This window comes from Mesorhizobium sp. B3-2-1, assembly GCF_006439515.1.
Lineage (GTDB): Bacteria > Pseudomonadota > Alphaproteobacteria > Rhizobiales > Rhizobiaceae > Mesorhizobium.
Genome location: NZ_VFTI01000015.1, coordinates 115303 through 134029, shown reverse-complemented (window position 1 = coordinate 134029; position 18727 = coordinate 115303). Strand labels below are relative to the sequence as shown.

Genomic DNA, 18727 nt, shown 5'->3' with positions numbered 1-18727 from the left:
CCCCTCTGTCCTGCCGGACATCTCCCCCGCAAGGGGGGAGATTGGCTATAATCAACGGTTTCGCCAATCGCCGACGTTGCGGAATTGGCGAGGCGGACAAGCTGCTGATCTCCCCCCTTGCGGGGGAGATGTCCGGCAGGACAGAGGGGGGTGTGAAGGAACTCGGCTTTTGCCCAAGCTCCCATTCTCTCGCGAACTCTCATCCGCGTGAGTGTGTCACGACTCCAAATACGTGTCCGCCCAGTTCGAAACCGCCCAGCGCGGGTTGTTGGCGATGTTGCCGAGCTTGTCACTGGCCACACTGATAAAACTCCATTCAGCGACGTTGATCAGGGGCAGGTCCGCGGCGACTTGCTTCTGGAACTCCTTATAGAGGTCGGTGCGCGCCGCTGTGTCCAGCGTTTCCGAGGCCTTGGTGATCAGCGCGTCGAGCGCAGGGTTTTTGTAGCCGCCCTGGTTGGAGAACGGCACGCCATCGGGGATGCCGCTCTGCACCAGGATGGTGGTCGAGATCGCCGGGTCGCCGCGGAAGACCGGCGGGCCGACCGCGAGGTCGAAGGCGTGGTCGGTGTAGACCGCCTTAATGTGCGCGGCAGAGTCGTTGTTGACCAGTTGCGCATCGATGCCTATTGCCGCGAGCGCCTGGCGCAGATAGTCGCCGAACTGTTTTGTTTCGTTGAAATAGGGGGCGGGCAAGAGCTTGAGCGAGAAGCGGTTGCCATCGGCGCCTTTCTTATAGCCGGCTTCGTCGAGCAGGGCGTTGGCCTTGGCGACATCGAAAGCATAGGTCGGCACGTCCGCGGTGTAGAATTGCGGATCGTTCTTCGGCACTGGGCCGGTGGCGGTGGCGGCATAGCCGAGGAACACCGTCTTGACGACGAAGTCCTTGTCGATGGCATGCGCGATGGCTTGGCGCACCTTGAGGTTGGCCAGTTCCTTGCGGCGATGGTTGATCTCGACCACGAGCTGGTAGGTCAGCCCCTCATAACCCTTGGTGATGACCTTCAGGCCGGGAACCTTGGAAATGCGGTCGAGGTCGGCCAGCGGCACGGCGGAGAAAGCCGCGAGCTGGATTTCCTCGGCCTCCAGCGCGGCAGCGGCCGAGGTACGGTCGGGCAGGACCTGATAGATGATCTCATCGAGATAGGGCTCGTCCTTGCCCCAGTAGTCGGTGTTCTTCGTCAGCCGGTAATACTGGCCGGCCCTGTACTCGCCGAACTTGAACGGACCGGTACCGATCGGCGCGTTGTTGGCGGGGTTGTCCTCGATCTTGCCGACTTCGTAGACGTGCTTCGGCACGACGCTGGACAACGCCGGCAAGGCGTTTCGGATCAGCTGGAACGGCGTTGGCTTGGCGAACTTGAACACTGCGGTCAGATCGTCCGGCGTGTCGACCGCGCTGAGGTCCTTGAACACGGTGCGGCCGAGATTCTGCAGCGGCTTCCAGATCTGCAGCGCCGAGAAGGCGACGTCGGCCGAAGTGAATGGCTTGCCGTCATGCCATTTGACGCCTTCGCGCAGCTTGAACGTCGCCGAGAGCCCGTCGGCGGCCGCCTCCCAGCTCACCGCCAGCCGTGGCGCGAGCCCGTCCTTGCCGTCGAAGGAGGCTTCGGCCAGCGTCTCGACGATCTTGCTGGAGATGAAGAAGACGCCGTTGGAGGCGACGATCGCCGGATTGAGATTGCGTGGCTCGGAATCGGCGGCAAGCACGAGCCGGCCGCCCTTCTTCGGTGTCTGTGCCCAGCCGAGTGCCGGCATGGCCGTGGAGGCCAGCAGCATTGCCGAGCCCGTAAGCATGGTGCGTCTGGAAATGGTGAAACCTGACATGAACTCCGTCCTCTCCGCGCGACCCGACCAGGCGCGACCTCGAACGCCGGCGCGTGCATCGGCATCCTGCGGCGGGGATTATGAGCCTTGCCGAGGGTTTCGCCAGAGACGGAATTGGCGCATCATTGCTTGGCTTTGAAATTTCCGTCCGCTGGACCAGTTTGGCGTAGGTTCATTCAATTCAGGTTTCTGGTAGGACCAGATTTGCGGATATGTGGACGAATAATGGCTTGGTGCCGCCTGAATGCGGTCTTCGTCACGTTTCTGGCTGGACCAGAGTGAGAAAAATGGTGCAGATTTGATCGCGAGCCAGCGGATCGGGTGCGAAACAGCGCCGATCCCGGGCAATTCAGGGAGAGAGAGAGAGAGATGAACGTTGCGCCGGGCAAGAGTGCTGTCAGCAATATCCCGTTCCACCAGGCCAGGGTCGACCGACTGATGGAGGAGGCTGGCATCGACGTGCTGCTCGCGACCTCCAAGCACAACACACAATATCTGCTGGGCGGCTACAAGTTCATCTTCTTCGCGGCCATGGATGCGATCGGCCACAGCCGCTACTTGCCATTCGTCGTATACGAGAAGGGCGGGCCGGATCATGCGGCCTATATCGGCAACCGCATGGAGGGCGGTGAGCACCAGAACCATCCGTTCTGGACGCCGACGCTGCATGCCGCCTGCTGGGGCACGCTCGACGCCGCCAATCTTGCCGTCGAGCATGTCAGGAAGATCGGCAAGGGCGATGCCCGCATCGGCATCGAGCCCGGTTTCCTGCCGTCGGACGCCTATGCGCTGATCCGCAAGGCGCTGCCGGACGCCAAGCTGATCGACGCGACCGACATGCTGGAGCGCATGCGTGCCATCAAGACCGACGCCGAGCTCGAAAAGCTGCGCATAGCCTCGGAACTGATCACCGATTCCATGCTGGCGACCATCGCCTGGGCGCACGAGGGCACGACCAAAGCCGAGATGATCGAACAGCTCCGGCGCGAGGAGACCAATCGCGGCGCGCATTTCGAATATTGCCTGCTGACGCTGGGCTCGAGCCACAACCGCGCTTCATCAAGCCAGGCGTGGAAGAATGGCGAGGTGCTGTCGATCGATTCCGGCGGCAATTATCACGGCTATATCGGCGACCTCTGCAGGATGGGCATTCTAGGCGAACCGGACGCCGAGCTGGAAGATCTGCTGGCCGAGGTCGAGACGGTGCAGCAGGCGGCGTTTTCGAAGGTGAGGGCAGGTGTGCTGGGTGGCGACATCATCGCTCACGCCGAGGGCGTGCTGAAGAAATCCAAGGTCGCGCCCTACACGGATTTCTTCGCCCACGGCATGGGCCTGATCACGCATGAGGCGCCGTTCCTGATGACCAACCATCCGGTGACTTATGAAGGCACCTACGCGGCCAAGCCGCTGGAGAAAAACATGGTGTTGTCGGTGGAGACCACCATGCTTCACCCGACGCGCGGCTTCATCAAGCTGGAGGACACGCTTGCCGTGACAGAGAGTGGTTATGTGATGTTCGGCGATCGGGGCAGGGGCTGGAACAGGGGTGGGGCTCTTTAGAGCCAAAAAGGGTCAAAGGCCAGCGCTGCCCCTCATCCGCCTGCCGGCACCTTCTCCCCGTATAATGACAGGGAAAAGACGACAGCGGACATCTCGGCACTTACTTTGATACGTCGGAAATTGGCGAAAGCCTGGATGAGAGCGGCTTTCTCCCCGTCACTATACGGGGAGAAATGTCCGGCAGGACAATGAGGGGCGGCGCTGCCTCGACCAAGCTCATCACTGCCCCACCGGGATCAGCCTGAAATCCGGCAGCTCCCGCAGCCCAAGCTCCGGCCCGGCCGGCGAATAAACGACGAACAGCTGCATCGGCTGATCACCAGTGTTGAGCGTCGAGTGGAACCGGCTTTCCGGCACATAGATGGTGCAGCCGGGGCCGACTTTCTCGACCACCGGATTGCCCTTCTCGTCCTCGACCATCTGTTCGCCATGGCCGGAGATGACGAAGATGATTTCCTCGGCGCCCGGATGGTTGTGGCGGGTGTGGCCCTGAGGGCAGGTCGACGACGCCGCCGGAAAAGCGGGTCGCGCCGTTCACTTCAGGTGCCACCGTCAAAGATAGTTTTCCCCAGTCGAAACCGAAGGCGCTGACGTCCTTCGGGTAGACAAACACCTTGCTCTTGTCGGTCATCTCTCATCACCCCTTCGTTTTCTTGGCGGTCTTCTCACTGCCCAGCGTCACGGCCTTGAAATCCGCCGTCTGCCTGGCGATCGCGGCTTCCGCGGGCAGCCGTTCCATCGAGCTCGCGCCATAGAAGCCATGCAGGCCCTTGGCATGGGAGAGGATGTAGCGCGCATCGTCGGGCATCGAGATCGGGCCGCCATGGCAAAGCAGGATGACGTCCTTGCGCACAGAGCGCGCCGCCTCGGCGATGGCGTCGATGGCAACGACGCAGTCGTCGAGCGACTTGGCCGACGTGGCGCCGATCGAGCCGCCGGTCGTCACGCCCATATGGGCGACGACGATATCGGCTCCGGCTTTGGTCATGGCGCGCGCTTCTTCGGGATTGAAGACATAGGGCGTGGTCAAGAGGTCGAGCTTGTGCGCCTCGGCGATCATGTCGACCTCGAGGCCGAAGCCCATGCCGGTCTCCTCGAAGCTCTGCCGCATGCTGCCGTCGAACAGGCCGATGGTTGGAAAGTTCTGCACGCCGGAAAAGCCCATCGTCTTCAGTTCCGCGAGCAGCAGCGGCATGATGACGAAAGGGTCGGTGCCGTTGACCCCGGCCAGCACTGGCGTGTGTCTGACCACCGGCAGCACCTCATAGGCCATCTCCTTGACGATCTCGTTGGCATTGCCATAGGCGAGCAGGCCGGCTGCCGAGCCGCGCCCGGCCATGCGGTAGCGGCCGGAATTGTAGATGATGATGAGGTCGATGCCACCGGCTTCCTCGGCCTTGGCCGACAGGCCGGTGCCGGCGCCGCCGCCGACGATCGGCACGCCCTTGTCGATCATTCCCCGGAATCTCTTCAATATGTCCTTGCGCGGTATGGCTGGCATGTCTGGGTCTCACTGTCTGGCGATATCGAGAAAGGCAGCGACCGCGGCCCTGGCGAATTCGGGATCGTTGATATGCAGCGGCAGGCGGGTGACGCGGCGCGCCGCATCCGGCCGGATGGTGCGCTCGATGGCGTCGAACAGGACGGCGTCGGCTTTCGGATCGAAGAAAGCGCCGCCTTCGATGTCGAGTGCGGAAACGCCTTTTTCCGGGATCAGGAAATGCACCGGACCTTCGCACTGGGCGAGCCTGGTGCCGATCCATTCGCCGATCGCGCGGCATTCCTGCGCGCTCGTGCGCATCAGCGTGACGTTCGGGTTGTGCTCATAGAACAGCCTGCCGCGATAGCGCTCCGGAATGGTCGATGGTGCCCAGAAGTTGACCATGTCAAGTGCGCCGACCGAGCCGACATAGGGCAGCTTGGTGCGGGCGATGGCACCGAAACGGTCCTGCGTCGCCGGCAACACGCCGCCGCACAAGAGGTCGCAGACCTCGGTCGTGGTGATGTCGACGACAGCCGATAGCAGGCCGCTGTCGGCCAATTTCTCCATGCTGCGGCCGCCGGTGCCGGTGGCATGGAAGACCATGCAGTCGTAGATGTCGCGCAATTGATCGGCAATTGCGGTCACGCAAGGCGTGGTGACGCCGAACATGGTGAGGCCGATCGACGCTTTGCCGTCCGCTGCCGGCGCCGGATTGCCTGCCATGCCCGCTATCGCCTGGGCGGCGTTGTGCAGGACGACACGAGACAGCCGGTTGAGGCCGGCCATGTCCGTCACCGATGGCATCATGATGATGTCGGATACGTCGACATAGGGAGCGGTGTCGCCGGAGGCCAGCGTCGAGACCATGATCTTGGGCAGGCCGAGCGGCAGCGCACGCATGCCTGCGGTGATGATCGAAGTGCCGCCGCCGCCGCCAATGCCGACCACACCGGCAATGTCATTTCGCGATTGGATGAAACGGGTAAAGGCGACGCCCATGGCGGCGACCGCCGCGCCACGGTCATTGCCGCCGAGTACGGCGGTGCTGCCGCCGGGATGATGTGCGGCGACATCCTTGGCAGCAATGTCGAGAGATATTGTCGCCTCGCGCGTTCCGACGTCGACACGGCAAACGACGGCGCCTGCCGCGGCGATGGCATCGGCCAGGAAGCTGAGTTCCTCGCCCTTCGTGTCAGCCGTGCCCACCACATAGACGCGCTTCATCAAGGGTCCCCAATACTGGCGGCTGCGATGCGTGTGTCTCATCGCCAAGCCTGGCGGACGGCCATTGCAATTTTTTGAGACGCGCGTATCGTATTGGCATGGATGTCTCACGTCAACAAGGTGCGGCGAACGAAGACACCGGTGAGAGAGCCGAGCGCGGACCCCGCGCGCGTACGAGACGGCTGATGCTGGAGACGGCGACAAAGCTGATGCAGGCGGGGGCGACGCCCTCGGTCAGCGAGGTGGCGGAGGCGGCGCAAGTGTCCCGCGCCACCGCCTATCGCTATTTTCCGAGCCAGGCAGCCTTGGTGCAGGCGGTCGTCGACGAGGGGCTCGGACCGATCCTCACCTGGAAATCCACCGCCGCCGATGCCGAGCGCCGCGTGGCCGAACTGTTCGATACGGCCATGCCGCGCATCGAGGCCTTCGAGGCGACATTCAAGGCAGCGTTGAAGCTGTCGCTCGATCAATGGGCGCGGCGCCAGGCAGGCACGCTGGGCGGCGAGCCGGCCTTCACGCGCGGTCATCGCGTCGATTTGCTGAAGGAAGCGCTCGCGCCGCTCAAGGGCCGCTTGCCGCCGCGCGACTTCAAGCGGCTGGCGCAGGCGCTGTCGCTGATCTTCGGCGTCGAGGTGCTGATCGTGCTCAAGGATATATGGGGGCTGGACAGCCGCCGGATGATGTCGGTCGCGCAATGGGCAGCGAGTGCGTTGGTGCGCGCGGCGATCACGGAGTCGACCGTCGATACGGCTGGGATGACGCTGGCGACGAGATAGAAATGGCGCTTATCTGGTTCTACCAGATTTGCATGCCGACGACTGACAATGCCCATGGTGCAAAAGTCCGCATGAGGTCAAGACGTATCAATGAGTAGGAAAATATAGAGAAAACAGTTGGATAAATCTGGAACTCGATGGCTTTGGCCGGCATCATTGCTCAAGAAAGGGCTTGACGGGCATTCATAATTGGTAATACCAGATGGAAAGAAAAGCGGATCGGAAATGGAGGGCTGAGATACGTTTTCCGGCAGGGCGAGGAGGCTCGGAACCGGAAAAGGTTCGATTACGGGAGGAACTACCAGGGCCGGCTCCGTCGCCGCCTCGCATGACAGGGTAGAACGCGCACAAGGGAGGAAATCATTATGCGCAAGTTAGTGACCAGCGTGCTCGCTGGTATCGGCCTGACGCTTGCCTACGGAACGTCCGTCCACGCGCAGGACAAGGAACTCACCATCTTCTGGGCGGAATGGGATCCGGCTAACTATCTGCAGGAACTCGTCAACGACTATACGGCCGAGACCGGCGTAAAGGTCACGGTACAGACCACGCCGTGGCCTGACTTCCAGACCAAGGCCTTTACCGAATTCAACGCGCATGGCGATGCCTACGACCTGGTGGTCGGCGACTCGCAATGGCTCGGCGCCGGCTCGACGCAGGGCCACTATGTCGACCTCACCGACTTCTTCAACAAGCACAAGCTCAAGGACGTGATGGCGCCCGCGACCATCAAATACTATGCCGAATACCCTGGCGGGTCCGGCAAGTACTGGGCGATTCCGCTGGAAGGCGATGCGATCGGCTGGTCCTATCGCAAGGACTGGTTCGAGGACCCGAAGGAGAAGGAAGCCTTCAAGGCGAAATACGGTTACGACCTCGATATTCCGAAGACCTATGCGCAACTGCGCGACATCGCCGAGTTCTTCTATCGTCCCGACCAGAAGCGCTACGGCGTCGCCATCTATACCGACAATTCCTATGACGCGATGGCGATGGGCGTCGAAAGCGCCATCTTCAGCTATGGCGGCGATCTCGGCGACTACGCAACCTACAAGGTCGACGGCATCACCAATTCCAAAGAGGCTGCCGCCGGCCTCGACATGTACAAGGAACTCTACAAGTTCACGCCTCCCGGCTGGGGCAAGACTTTCTTCGTGGAAGACAACCAGGCGATCACCGGCGGCCTCGCCGCGATGAGCATGAACTTCTTTGCCTTCTTCCCGCCGCTGGTGAACAAGGCCACCAACCCCTATGCCGACGTCACCGGCTTCTTCGCCAACCCTGCCGGCCCGGACGGCAAGCGCTTCGCCGCTCTCGGCGGCCAGGGTGTTTCGGTTATCTCGTATTCGAAGAACAAGGACGAGGCGATGAAGTTCCTTGAATGGTTCATCAAGGACGAGACCCAGAAGAAGTGGGCCGAGCTCGGCGGCTACACCTGCAGCCAGGCCGTGCTGAAGTCGGAAGCCTTCCAGAATGCCACCCCCTACAACAAGGCGTTCTACGACACAATGTTCATGGTCAAGGACTTCTGGGCGACGCCTGAATACGCCGAAGTGCTCGATCAGCTGAATCAGAACATCTATCCGTTCGTGGTTGGCGGCAAGGGCACCGCCCAGGAGGCGCTCGACAAGACCACCGCCGACTGGAAGGCGACGTTCACCAAGTACAACCGCTACAAGTAAGCATCACAGTCAGAATGCCGGAGGAGGGTTTCCCCTCCGGCATTCCTGTTTTCAGGAGACAACCGTTGGCTTCAGTAGCCCTCACCAATCTTGACCCTGCGTCCAGGGCCGCTGCCCGCGGCTGGTCCGATCTGACCATCCGCAACCTGTTCATCATCCCGACACTGGTCTTTCTGATCGTCTTCAACATCTTTCCGCTGATCTATTCGCTCGGCTATTCCTTCACCAACTTCGCCGCGAACCGCAGCGAGCCCTGGCAGTTCGTCGGCTTGCAGAATTATCGCGAGCTGCTCAGCGACGACCATATCTGGTCGAACTTCGTCATCACGGCGAAATACGTGATCGTTTCGGTGGCCGGACAGATGATCGTCGGCTTCGGCCTTGCGCTTCTGCTCAACCGCAGCTTTCCGATGAAGGGCCTGATCACCACGCTCTTGCTGTTGCCGATGATGATGTCGGCGGCGGTCGTCGGCCTGTTCTGGCAGCTGCTCTACAGCCCGTCCTGGGGTCCGATCAACTATGTCTTCGGCCTGGGCGACTTCGCCTGGCTCTCCAATCCCGACAGCGCGCTCTACGCGGTCGCGATCACCGACATCTGGATGTGGTCCCCCTTCGTCATGCTGCTGTCGCTCGCCGGCCTTTCGGCCGTGCCGCAGCACCTCTACGAGGCCGCCGCGATCGACCGCGCCAGTTGGTGGTACACTTTCACCCGCATCACCTTGCCGCTGGTCTCGCCGATCCTTTTGATCGCGCTGATCTTCCGCACCATGGAAGCCTTCAAGACCTTCGACATCGCCTACACGATGACGACCCAGCCGACAGCCGAGCTGATTGCGATCCGGCTCTACAAGCAGGCCTTCCAGCAATGGGACACAGGCAAGTCCTGCGCGCTAGCCTACATCGTGCTGATCATGGTGCTGGCCATCACCAACCTCTACGTGAAGTACCTCAACAAGGTGAAGGAGCGCTGACATGGCCGCCGTCCGCACTTCTTCCGAGATCGCTTTCAACCGCATCGCCATCGCCGCGGTGCTGATCGCCACGCTGATGTTCCTGGCGCCGATCTACTGGATCGCCTCGACGGCGTTCAAGCCGAAGGAGTTGGCCGTCAGCGTGCCGCCTACCGTGCTGTTCGAGCCTGAGGTGACGCCGTTCATCAGGCTCTTCACCAAGCGCGTGCAGATGCAGAAAGCCGTTGACCCGCAAGTCTACGAGGCCGCGCCCTGGTGGGAAAAGCGCATCTATGATGGCGGCGAGAGGGTGCTGAAGGTCGGCAAGGACGTACAGCTTTCGCAATATCCCGACCGGTTCATGAACAGCCTGATCGTGGCGGTCATCAGTACCGTGCTTGCGGTGGGCATGGGAACCTTCACCGCCTACGGCTTCTCGCGCTTCAAGATCGCCGGCGAGGCGGACCTGCTCTTCTTTATTCTGTCGACTCGCATGCTGCCGCCGGTGGTGGTCGCCATCCCTATGTTCCTGATGTACCGGGTGGTCGGCCTCAACGACTCGCATATCGGCCTGATCATCCTCTACGTTGCCTTCAACCTGTCCTTCTCGGTCTGGCTGATGAAGGGCTTCATGGACGAGATCCCGAAGGAGTATGAGGAGGCGGCGCTGGTAGACGGCTACACCCGCATGCAGGCCTTCTTCAAGATCGTGCTGCCGGAAGCGGCAACCGGCATCGCCGCCACCGCCGTGTTCTGCTTCATCACCGCTTGGAACGAATACGCTTTCGCGCTGATCATGACCAATCGCCGCGCGCAGACGGCGCCGCCCTTCATCCCATCGCAGATCGGCTCCGGCCTGCCGGACTGGACCACGATCGCGGCGGGCACTTTCCTGTTCCTGCTGCCGGTCGCGATCTTCACCTTCCTGCTGCGCAACCATCTGCTTCGCGGCGTGACGTTCGGAGCGATCCGCAAATGAGTTTTCGCGCCATCAACGAGAAGTACCTGTTGCCGGCATCGCAGATCCTCATGGTTCTGGGCATCGTTGCGCTCTGCCAGCCATGGAGCCTCAACCTGCATTCCTACGGCGTGACGATCATTCTGGCCGGACTGATCGGCTTCAACATCACATCGAAGATTGCGCCGGAGCGCGGCGAGGAAACCGGCGCCGCGACGTATGGGGGAGCCCGGCAGTGACGCAGATCGAACTTCGTGGCATCGAGAAATTCTTCGGTGCCGTCCAGGTCATCCACAACTTGAACCTCGCCATCGCCGACAACGAGTTTATCGTGCTGCTCGGCCAGTCTGGCTGCGGCAAGACCACGACGCTGCGCGCGATAGCGGGGCTGGAGACGATCGATCAGGGCGACATTCTGATCGACGGCAAGGCGGTGCAGCACCTCAAGGCCGCCGACCGCGACATCGCCATGGTGTTCCAGTCCTTCTCGCTCTACCCGCACATGACAGTGTTCGAGAACATCGCCTTTCCGCTGCGCGCCACGCGCATGAGCAGCGGCGAGGTCGACAAGTCTGTGCGCGAGGTCGCCCGGGTCCTGCGCATCACCGACCTGCTCGACAAGAGGCCGTCTGCGCTCTCCGGCGGCGACATGCAGCGCGTTGCGATCGGCCGAGCGCTGGTGCGGCGCCCGAAGGCAATGCTGATGGACGAACCGATCGGCGCGCTGGACGCCAAGCTGCGCGAAGAGATGCGCGCCGAGATCAAGCGCCTGCACGTCAAACAGGGGTCGACCACGATCTACGTCACCCACGACCAGATCGAGGCAATGAGCCTGGCCGACCGGATCGTCATCATGCATGAGGGTTTCATCCAGCAAGTCGGTACGCCGGACGATGTCTATTCGCACCCGGCGAACCTGTTCGTGGCGCAATTCGTCGGCAGCCCGGTGATGAACATCGCCGAGGCCAGCGTCACCGAACATGCCAGTGCCGCCGCCGTCACGGTCGGCGGCGCGCCGGCGGGCTTTGAGTTCCCGCGCCAGCTCCTGTCCAAGCTCAACGGGCATTCCAACGGTGGCTTGACGCTCGGCATCCGCCCGGAGGGCGTGCTCGTCCGGCACGATGCAGCGCCAGGCTACATGCCGGTCGAGGCGAACATCATCGAGCCGCTGGGATCGTTCGACGTCGTCGACCTCAAGGTCGGCTCCGAGATGCTGCGTGCGCGCACCAAGGCCGGCTACGTTTCGGGTCCCGGCGAGAAGGTCCATGTCCGCATCGATCCGGAGCAGGCGCATTTCTTCGACACGGCAAGCGGCAAGTCGCTGGGGGTGAGGCTGTAATGGCCCATATCGAACTGAAGAACATCACCAAGAAGTTTGGCAGCCACACCGCGCTGATCGACCTCGACCTCGACATCGCCGATGGCGAGTTCTTCGTGCTGCTCGGCGAGACTGGCGCCGGCAAGACGACGACACTGAGGCTGATCGCCGGTCTCGAAAAGCCGACGGAAGGCCAAGTGTTCATCAACGGCACCGATGTCGCCGACTGGGGCGCGGCCGAGCGCGACGTGGCGCTGGTGCTGCAGCAATACTCGCTCTACCCGCGCTACACGGTGCGCGAGAATCTCGAATTTCCGCTGAAGCCGAAGATCCGCAGGCTGCCGGACGCCGAGATCAAGGACCGCGTCGACCGCGCCGCCCGCACGCTGCGGATCGAGCACCTGCTCGACCGCAAGACCGACCGGCTGTCCGGCGGCGAGATGCAGCGCGTCTCCATCGGCCGCGCCATCGTGCGCAAGCCGCGCGTGTTCCTGATGGACGAGCCGCTGTCGGCGCTTGACGCCAAATTGCGCGAGGCGCTGCGCACCGAGTTGAAGAACCTGCAGATACAGCTCGGCGCCACCTTCCTGTTCGTCACCCACGACCAGATCGAGGCAATGTCGATGGGCGACAAGGTCGGCGTGCTCAACCACGGCCGCATCATCCAGACCGGCACGCCGCACGAGATCTACAACAATCCGCGCGACACCTATGTAGCGAGCTTCGTCGGCTCGCCGCCGATGAACCTCATCGACGGCAGGCTGGTGAACGGCCGCGCGGTGATGGCGCCATTGAATTTCGAACTGCCCTTTGCGGGGGCGGCCAAGACTTTTGCGGGGGCAGGGGCGCGTGCGACGACCGACGGTCGCCCGCTGGTCTTCGGCATCCGTCCGGAGGACGTCTATCTGGAGAGCGGCGCACCGGTCGAGGCACGCGTCCACGACGTCGAGAACCATGGCGTGGAGAAGATCCTGACGCTCCGCGTCGGCGACACCTTGTTGCGCGCCACGGTGCCGGCCAGGACCGATGTCGCGATCGAGCAGCCGGTGCGCTTTGCCTGGAATCCCGACAAGGTGGTGCTGTTCGACAAGGGCAGTGGTGTCAGCTTGCGCCACGCGTCATAGGGCGCGGCTATTTCGGCAGATAGGTCTCGTATGGCGTGTCGTTGATCAACAGGATCACGCATTCCGTCTGCGAGAGGCAGGCGTCGTCATGCATCTCATTGGCCTTCTGGGTTCAGTAGGATCCAGGTGGCAGTTCGACCTTACGATCTCGCTGGTGCTGCTGGCCTACGGCATTGGTGGCTTCTTCGGCAATCTTGCCGGCGGCTTCCTGGCTGAGCGCAACCTCAAGGCCGCGGTGGCACTGGCGCCGTTGCTGATTGCATTGGCGGCCGCCTCGATGCTGATCCTTGGCGCTTCGCCCATGATCGCCGCCGCCGCCGTCGCGGCCTGGGGCTTTGCCTTCGGCGCGGTGCCGGTCGGGCTGCAGAGCTGGCTGGTGCGGGCAGCGCCCGACCAGGCTGAAAGCGCCGGCGGACTGATGGTGGCGACCTTCCAGGTCGCGATTGCCATGGGCGCCGTCTTTGGCGGCCTGCTGGTCGACCATGCCGGCGTCGCCAGCGCCTTCGCCTATTGCGGCATCGCCACGCTGCTGGCTGCCGTCGTGGTGCTCCTGCGCGGCCAGAAGCAGGCCGAATAGCCCCTCCCAACAGCCACGCAACGGCCCGAGAACCACTGCGGTTTTCGGGCCGTCGTTATTTTGAGGCCGCGTTGAACGAATAGTGGTCGACCGGGTACTGGGAAGCTTAGACTGCCCGCCCGTCGAACTCGAAGACCGACAAGGCGGACGGGTCGAGACCTGTGACGCAATTGACGTTGACGTAGGCGCTTCGTTCGCCGCCTTCACTGGTGTCTTCGGCAAAGGGATGGATGCCGCAGGATCGGCAGAAGCGGTGCGCTATTTTCGCCCCGCCGAATGTGTAGCGGCCCAGATCATCGCCCCAGGCGACGAGGGTAAGCTTGTCATGTGGCACGGCCCATAGCAGCGCACCCTTGCGGGCGCAGATCGAGCAATTGCAGCGCACGACGCCCTCAAGCTCGCCCTCCACCTCGAACGCAACCTTGCCGCAGTGGCAACTGCCCTTGTACAGCATCAGTATCTTCCTATCGCTGGCAGGTGCAAAGGCACGCTGGCCTTGTTATCCCTTCGGCAGGCCTGGCGGCTGCTTGCCCTAAGAACGTTCTATCCTGGCGGAGTCCGACATCGACATGCAATCAATCCGCGACCATCTCGAAAACATCCTGTCACGTCTTGCCAATCGTGCGGCCGACGAGAAGGTCTTCATGAAGCTCTATGCCGAAGCGGCGCGGGCCGCGGCTGATGCCAGCGACGCCCGTATACGAGCCGGCGTGACGCTCGGCCCACTCGACGGCACCATTGTCTCTATCAAGGATCTGTTCGATGTCGCTGGCGAGCCGACCACGGCTGGTTCGCTGATGCGCAAGACCGCCGCGCCGGCTCAGCGCGACGCCGCCATCGTTGGCCGGTTGCGCCAGGCCGGCGCGGTTATCATCGGCAAGACCAACATGACCGAATTCGCCTTCACCGCGATCGGTGACAACATGCATTACGGCACGCCCGGCAATGCCGTCGATGCAAGCCGCATTCCAGGCGGGTCGTCATCCGGCGCGGGCGTATCCGTCGGTGAGGGGACCAGCGACGTCTCGATCGGTTCCGACACCGGCGGGTCGATCCGCATTCCAGCGGCGCTCAATGGCGTCGTCGGCTTCAAGCCGACGGCTCGGCGCGTGCCGCTTTCTGGCGCCTTTCCGCTTTCGGGCACGTTGGACTCGGTCGGGCCGCTTGCCCGAACCGTCTCGCAATGCGCCGCCGCCGACGCGGTGATGGCCGGCGAGGTGCGGAACGAATTGGCGGCCATTCCACTCGCCGGGCTTCGCATCGGCGTTCCGCGCGGCGTTCTCTTCGGCGACACGGAAGGCGAGATTGCCGCGGCCTTCGAGCATTGTCTCGGCAAGATAGGGTCGACTGGCGCACGCATTGCGGATCTGTCGATTGACGACATGATCGGGGATTTGCGCGTGGCCACCAAGCGCGGTTCCATCGCGGCGATGGAAGGCGCGGAAGTGCATGCCGACTGGCTGGCGGCAGGGGCGTCGGTGTCGGTCGACCCGCATGTCAGCGGACCATTGTCGCGGGCGGCGCTGCTGCCGACGCCGGTCTATATCAGGGCGCTCCGCCGCCGTGCCGCGCTGGCCGCCGCCATGGATGAGCGGCTGGCGTCGATCGATGTGCTGGCTTTACCGACCACGCCGGTGACGGCGCCGACCATCGCTTCCCTGGCTGAGGATGCCGAACTGCGTGATCGTATCGAAGGCCTGCTTTTGCGCAACACGCAGGTCGCCAACCAATTCGACCTCTGCGCGATCTCGCTGCCGATGCCGGGAACATCGCTGTCAATGGGGTTGATGCTGGTGGCGCGCAAAGGCCATGACAATCGTTTGCTGAGGATCGCCGCTGAAGTGGAGAGGCTGCTGGCTGGTTGATCGGCGTGAGTCGCAGCGACGGATCAGTGCGATGAACAGTGCTTGCGTTCGCCGTCCTTGGCGGTGCGAACGATACGGGTCGCGACCAGCCAGGGCAGGCTGTAGTTCTTGCCGGTGATGGTCTGCGTGCGCTGTTCGATCGAACCCCTGACCACGATCTTTCCGCTATAAAGCACGTCAGACTGATCGGTTATCGCCTTGTCGGCCTGCGGCAATCCGCTGGTGTCGATCGACACATCCTTGATGATCGTGCCGGTGACAAGATCGCGCGCGCTGCCCGATGGACAGGGTGCCTTGAAGCAGCGCATTCCGTTGTCGCAATAGACATAGCTGCTCTCGGCTGCCGCGTATGCCGGCAAGATGCTGACAGAGGAAATTGCGGCAATCAGAACTGCAAGGCGAAGACAGGACATCGCCTAAACGTCGCGGAGAATTGGGGCGAAACCGCGATGCTATATCTGCGCCGGAAACCGCCGCCGGTAATGATCGACCACTTCCGGATTGCGCAGATTGACCGGCAGTTTGCCCGCCAGCACCAGCAAGGCTTCGCCCGCCGCGCCGACGCCCATGCGCATCATCGATTCCTCGGTGATACCAGCCATATGCGGGGTGATGATGACATTGTCGAAGCCGAAATAGGGATGATTTGGCGGCAGTGGCTGCGTCGAGAAAACGTCGAGCGCGCCGCCGCCGATGCGTCGCTCCCGCAAGGCCTCGATCAGCGCGTCATCATCGACGACCGGCCCGCGCGACACGTTGATCAGCAATGCGTTGGGTTTCATGCGGGCGATGCGCTCTCGGCTGATCAGGCCGCGCGTCTCCGGGGTCAGCGGACAGCAGAGCACGACGATGTCGCTCTGCTCGACCAGCGCGTCGATCGACAGGAAGCCCACTTTTTCCGGCGCCGGCTGCATGCTGCGCGTCGTTGCCACCACTCTCAGGTCGAAGCCGTGCGCGGCGATATGGCCGACGGCTTGCCCGACGGCGCCGAGACCAACGATGCCGATGGTCTTGCCGGCGAGTTCGATGTTGGAGTTGGCATGCTCGCGTCCGGCAAGCCAACCCTTGGCGCGCAGGTCGCGGTCGACCCTGCGGAACTGCCGCAGCAGTGCAAGCGCGGTGAACATGACATGCTCGGCGACCGAGCGGGCATTGACCGCCGGCACGTTGGCCACGAGCACGCCGGCTGCCGCGGCCGCTTCCATCGGGATCATGTCGAGCCCGGCGCCATGGCGGATCGCGGCCCTGAGCTTCCAGGCTCCTTCGAACAATGCCGGCGGCAGTGGCGCGCGCACGATGACGATATCGGCGTCCTTGGCCTCCCTGGTCAAGGTGGCGGCATCGAGCGCGGAGGCGATGACGAGCTGACCAGCGCCCGCCAGCCTGGCCGAGGCGTGTGGGTGCAGCGGATGGGTCGACAGGATCTTTGGCACGGTCTGGGTCACGGTCAGGCCTTTTCGAGCGCCGCGCCCGCGGGTGAAGCCGCCATGCCACCTTCGATCAGGCCTTTCCAGTAGCTTTCCGCGCCTTGCAGATGGGCGCTCATCAGCGCCTGGGCGAGATTGCCGTCGCGGCGCAGCAGCGCCTCGTAGATCTGCACATGCTCGGCATGCGAACGCACGCTGCGTTCGGGATCGTTGAAATAGATCGGCAGGCGCTGCTCGCCCATCAGGTAGTAGACGCTGCAGATGTTGTGGAAGACGCTGTTCTTGGTGGCGCGCACGATTTCGAGGTGGAATTCGCGGTCCTCCTTGGCAAGGCCTTCGCCTGCGGCGATGCGTTCCTCGGAGGCCTTGAGGATCTCGCGTAGGCGCTCGAAATTCTCTTCGGTGGCGCGCGAACAGGCAAGCTCGGCGGCCTTGATCTCATGGATCTTGCGCAACTCGACCGTCTCATAGATCTGCAGGGGATCGAGCGGCAGGCCGGCGCGCGCGAACAGCGCCAGCGCCTCGACGCTCGCCTGTTTGGTGTCGATGTAGATGCCCGATTTGGCGCGGCGCTCGACGATGCGCATGGCTTCGAGGATGGCGAGCGCTTCGCGGATCTGGCCGCGGCTGACGCCGAAATGCTCAGCCAATTCGCGTTCGGAAGGCGTGCGGCCGCTCTCCTTGTCCGAGTGGGAGAACAGATAGGCGGCGAGTTCCGCGAGAAGGTTCTTTTCTTTCATAATCAATTGCGTTGCGCGTGCGCCTCCAGGAATCGCTCAGAAATGGTGAATCCCAATCCGGGCTTTTCCGGGATCGCTATCATACCGTCCTTGGCTTCGACAGTCTCTTCGACCAGATCGTGGATCATCGGGTTGGCGCCGAGCGAATATTCGACCGTGAAACTCGAAGGCGACGCCGCGCAGACATGCAGCCCGGCGAAGAAGCATGGCGCGCCGGCCCATAGATGCGGTGCAAAACGCAGGTTGAAGGCGCTGGCGATGGTGCCGATCTTCATCGCCTCGCTGATGCCGCCGCAGAAGGCCGGGTCCGGCTGGAAGATGTCGGCGGCCTTGAGCACGGCGAGATCGCGGAAGGCATAGCGCGTCGCCTCGCTTTCGCCAGTGGCGATCGGAACCGCGCCGGTGGCTCGCACCTCTGCCATGCCCGGCTTGTCGTCGGCGATCACAGGCTCCTCGAACCAGGCGAGATCGAGATCGCCGACCAGATGGATGAAGCGCTTGGCCTCGGCCACCGTATAGGTGCCGTGGGCATCGACCATCAGCTCGACGTCGGGGCCGAGCGCCTGGCGCGCGGCGCGGACGCGGGCGGCGGAGATGTGTGCCGCTCCATCCATGGCGCCGACCCGCATCTTCAGCGCCTTGAAGCCGCCCTTGGCGACGTAGGATTTCAATTGCTCGCCGATGGCATCGGCCGACGCCCAGCCGCCGGAGGCATAGGCCTGCATGCGATCGGCCTTGCGGCCGCCGAGCAACCGCCAGACCGGCTGTCCCAGCGACTTGCCCAGGATGTCCCAGAGCGCGATGTCGACGGCACTGATGGCGGCGATGCTCATGCCGCGCCTCGCCAATTGCGGCATGGCGTGGCCGGCATGAGCGGCGGTCTCATGGCGTACGCCGTTGTAGAGCATCTCCCAGATGACGCCGATGTCGGCCGGATCGCGGCCGATCAACTGCGGCCCGACCTCGTGGTTCAGCATGTGGACGAGGGCGCCGTAGCTCCCGGCACTACCGGCGGCATTCTTGCCTTCGCCCCAGCCGACCAGCCCGTCATCGGTTTCGATGCGCAGGATCGCGGCGTCGAAGGTCGTCACCTGGCCGAAGTCGCTGCGGTGCTGCTTCGCGGCTTCGATCGGGATGCGGACCCACCAGGCCTGGACTGTCTTGATGCGCATATTCTTCCCCAGCCCTGCCGCCGGCCAGGGCGGAAGGGCAAATT

At 63.0% G+C, this 18727-nt stretch carries 17 protein-coding genes and 2 pseudogenes; 10 read left to right on the top strand and 9 right to left on the bottom strand.

Features of this window, described 5'->3' with window-relative positions:
* Nucleotides 1-216 precede the first annotated feature (216 nt).
* Complete coding sequence (locus tag FJW08_RS17365; protein WP_140811627.1) at nucleotides 217-1827, bottom strand: ABC transporter substrate-binding protein; 1611 nt, start codon at nucleotides 1825-1827, stop codon at nucleotides 217-219.
* A 369-nt stretch (nucleotides 1828-2196) separates the two neighbouring features.
* Between FJW08_RS17365 and FJW08_RS17360 the strand changes: the two genes are divergently transcribed.
* Nucleotides 2197-3387, top strand: coding sequence for a Xaa-Pro peptidase family protein (locus FJW08_RS17360; protein ID WP_140811626.1), 1191 nt, complete (start codon nucleotides 2197-2199; stop codon nucleotides 3385-3387).
* Between the two features lie 219 nt (nucleotides 3388-3606).
* On the opposite strand, the pseudogene FJW08_RS17355 reads toward FJW08_RS17360, so the two are convergent.
* From FJW08_RS17355 to FJW08_RS17345, 3 genes and pseudogenes are all read right to left on the bottom strand, one after another.
* A pseudogene (locus tag FJW08_RS17355) lies at nucleotides 3607-4018 on the bottom strand (cupin domain-containing protein).
* 6 nt (nucleotides 4019-4024) lie between these two features.
* Nucleotides 4025-4888, bottom strand: a complete 864-nt coding sequence (locus tag FJW08_RS17350; RefSeq protein WP_140811625.1) for a phosphoenolpyruvate hydrolase family protein — start codon at nucleotides 4886-4888, stop codon at nucleotides 4025-4027.
* 9 nt (nucleotides 4889-4897) lie between these two features.
* Nucleotides 4898-6094 (bottom strand): Tm-1-like ATP-binding domain-containing protein, encoded by a 1197-nt coding sequence (locus FJW08_RS17345; RefSeq protein WP_140811624.1) that lies wholly within the window; start codon nucleotides 6092-6094, stop codon nucleotides 4898-4900.
* Nucleotides 6095-6192: 98 nt separating this feature from the next.
* Between FJW08_RS17345 and FJW08_RS17340 the strand changes: the two genes are divergently transcribed.
* The 8 genes and pseudogenes from FJW08_RS17340 to FJW08_RS17305 form a co-directional block, all read left to right on the top strand.
* On the top strand, nucleotides 6193-6870 hold the full coding sequence (locus tag FJW08_RS17340) for a TetR/AcrR family transcriptional regulator (RefSeq protein WP_140811623.1): 678 nt from the start codon (nucleotides 6193-6195) through the stop codon (nucleotides 6868-6870).
* Between the two features lie 365 nt (nucleotides 6871-7235).
* The gene (locus FJW08_RS17335) at nucleotides 7236-8552 is read left to right on the top strand and encodes an extracellular solute-binding protein (protein ID WP_140756449.1); all 1317 of its coding nucleotides are present in this window, start codon (nucleotides 7236-7238) and stop codon (nucleotides 8550-8552) included.
* A gap of 65 nt (nucleotides 8553-8617) precedes the next feature.
* On the top strand, nucleotides 8618-9523 hold the full coding sequence (locus FJW08_RS17330) for a sugar ABC transporter permease (protein WP_140756447.1): 906 nt from the start codon (nucleotides 8618-8620) through the stop codon (nucleotides 9521-9523).
* 1 nt (nucleotide 9524) lies between these two features.
* Nucleotides 9525-10481 (top strand): carbohydrate ABC transporter permease, encoded by a 957-nt coding sequence (locus FJW08_RS17325; RefSeq protein WP_140756445.1) that lies wholly within the window; start codon nucleotides 9525-9527, stop codon nucleotides 10479-10481.
* Nucleotides 10478-10699 (top strand): hypothetical protein, encoded by a 222-nt coding sequence (locus FJW08_RS17320; protein WP_140811621.1) that lies wholly within the window; start codon nucleotides 10478-10480, stop codon nucleotides 10697-10699. Before FJW08_RS17325 ends, FJW08_RS17320 begins: the two co-directional genes overlap by 4 nt.
* Nucleotides 10696-11799 carry an ABC transporter ATP-binding protein gene (locus FJW08_RS17315; RefSeq protein WP_140811620.1) on the top strand — a complete coding sequence of 368 codons (1104 nt, stop codon included), beginning with the start codon at nucleotides 10696-10698 and terminating at the stop codon, nucleotides 11797-11799. The genes FJW08_RS17320 and FJW08_RS17315 overlap by 4 nt, the downstream gene beginning before the upstream one ends.
* The gene (locus FJW08_RS17310) at nucleotides 11799-12902 is read left to right on the top strand and encodes an ABC transporter ATP-binding protein (protein WP_140811619.1); all 1104 of its coding nucleotides are present in this window, start codon (nucleotides 11799-11801) and stop codon (nucleotides 12900-12902) included. The genes FJW08_RS17315 and FJW08_RS17310 overlap by 1 nt, the downstream gene beginning before the upstream one ends.
* Before the next feature lie 142 nt (nucleotides 12903-13044).
* Nucleotides 13045-13479 (top strand): annotated as a pseudogene (locus FJW08_RS17305) (MFS transporter); the annotation flags it as partial.
* Nucleotides 13480-13585: 106 nt separating this feature from the next.
* Here FJW08_RS17305 and FJW08_RS17300 read toward each other — a convergent pair.
* Nucleotides 13586-13933, bottom strand: coding sequence for a GFA family protein (locus FJW08_RS17300; RefSeq protein ID WP_140811618.1), 348 nt, complete (start codon nucleotides 13931-13933; stop codon nucleotides 13586-13588).
* Between the two features lie 115 nt (nucleotides 13934-14048).
* On the opposite strand from FJW08_RS17300, the gene FJW08_RS17295 reads away from it, so the two are divergent.
* Nucleotides 14049-15344, top strand: a complete 1296-nt coding sequence (locus tag FJW08_RS17295) for an amidase (RefSeq protein WP_140811617.1) — start codon at nucleotides 14049-14051, stop codon at nucleotides 15342-15344.
* A gap of 23 nt (nucleotides 15345-15367) precedes the next feature.
* Here FJW08_RS17295 and FJW08_RS17290 read toward each other — a convergent pair whose 3' ends face one another.
* From FJW08_RS17290 to FJW08_RS17275, 4 genes are all read right to left on the bottom strand, one after another.
* A complete protein-coding gene (locus tag FJW08_RS17290) occupies nucleotides 15368-15652 on the bottom strand; it encodes a hypothetical protein (protein WP_227792053.1) in 285 nt (94 codons plus the stop codon).
* Between the two features lie 144 nt (nucleotides 15653-15796).
* The gene (locus FJW08_RS17285; RefSeq protein ID WP_140811650.1) at nucleotides 15797-16777 is read right to left on the bottom strand and encodes a hydroxyacid dehydrogenase; all 981 of its coding nucleotides are present in this window, start codon (nucleotides 16775-16777) and stop codon (nucleotides 15797-15799) included.
* A 14-nt stretch (nucleotides 16778-16791) separates the two neighbouring features.
* A complete protein-coding gene (locus FJW08_RS17280) occupies nucleotides 16792-17511 on the bottom strand; it encodes a FadR/GntR family transcriptional regulator (protein WP_140811615.1) in 720 nt (239 codons plus the stop codon).
* Nucleotides 17512-17513: 2 nt separating this feature from the next.
* Nucleotides 17514-18683 carry a mandelate racemase/muconate lactonizing enzyme family protein gene (locus FJW08_RS17275; protein ID WP_140811613.1) on the bottom strand — a complete coding sequence of 390 codons (1170 nt, stop codon included), beginning with the start codon at nucleotides 18681-18683 and terminating at the stop codon, nucleotides 17514-17516.
* Nucleotides 18684-18727: the final 44 nt, after the last annotated feature.

What these genes read in the sequence shown, in the direction of transcription:
- FJW08_RS17295 (WP_140811617.1), top strand. Translation starts at nt 14,049, where the DNA reads ATGCAATCAATCCGCGACCATCTCGAAAACATCCTGTCACGTCTTGCC.
- FJW08_RS17320 (WP_140811621.1), top strand. Translation starts at nt 10,478, where the DNA reads ATGAGTTTTCGCGCCATCAACGAGAAGTACCTGTTGCCGGCATCGCAG.
- FJW08_RS17290 (WP_227792053.1), bottom strand. Translation starts at nt 15,652, where the DNA reads ATGCGCTGCTTCAAGGCACCCTGTCCATCGGGCAGCGCGCGCGATCTT.
- FJW08_RS17275 (WP_140811613.1), bottom strand. Translation starts at nt 18,683, where the DNA reads ATGCGCATCAAGACAGTCCAGGCCTGGTGGGTCCGCATCCCGATCGAA.
- FJW08_RS17300 (WP_140811618.1), bottom strand. Translation starts at nt 13,933, where the DNA reads ATGCTGTACAAGGGCAGTTGCCACTGCGGCAAGGTTGCGTTCGAGGTG.
- FJW08_RS17365 (WP_140811627.1), bottom strand. Translation starts at nt 1,827, where the DNA reads ATGTCAGGTTTCACCATTTCCAGACGCACCATGCTTACGGGCTCGGCA.
- FJW08_RS17345 (WP_140811624.1), bottom strand. Translation starts at nt 6,094, where the DNA reads ATGAAGCGCGTCTATGTGGTGGGCACGGCTGACACGAAGGGCGAGGAA.
- FJW08_RS17335 (WP_140756449.1), top strand. Translation starts at nt 7,236, where the DNA reads ATGCGCAAGTTAGTGACCAGCGTGCTCGCTGGTATCGGCCTGACGCTT.
- FJW08_RS17350 (WP_140811625.1), bottom strand. Translation starts at nt 4,888, where the DNA reads ATGCCAGCCATACCGCGCAAGGACATATTGAAGAGATTCCGGGGAATG.
- FJW08_RS17340 (WP_140811623.1), top strand. Translation starts at nt 6,193, where the DNA reads ATGGATGTCTCACGTCAACAAGGTGCGGCGAACGAAGACACCGGTGAG.
- FJW08_RS17310 (WP_140811619.1), top strand. Translation starts at nt 11,799, where the DNA reads ATGGCCCATATCGAACTGAAGAACATCACCAAGAAGTTTGGCAGCCAC.
- FJW08_RS17280 (WP_140811615.1), bottom strand. Translation starts at nt 17,511, where the DNA reads ATGAAAGAAAAGAACCTTCTCGCGGAACTCGCCGCCTATCTGTTCTCC.
- FJW08_RS17360 (WP_140811626.1), top strand. Translation starts at nt 2,197, where the DNA reads ATGAACGTTGCGCCGGGCAAGAGTGCTGTCAGCAATATCCCGTTCCAC.
- FJW08_RS17325 (WP_140756445.1), top strand. Translation starts at nt 9,525, where the DNA reads ATGGCCGCCGTCCGCACTTCTTCCGAGATCGCTTTCAACCGCATCGCC.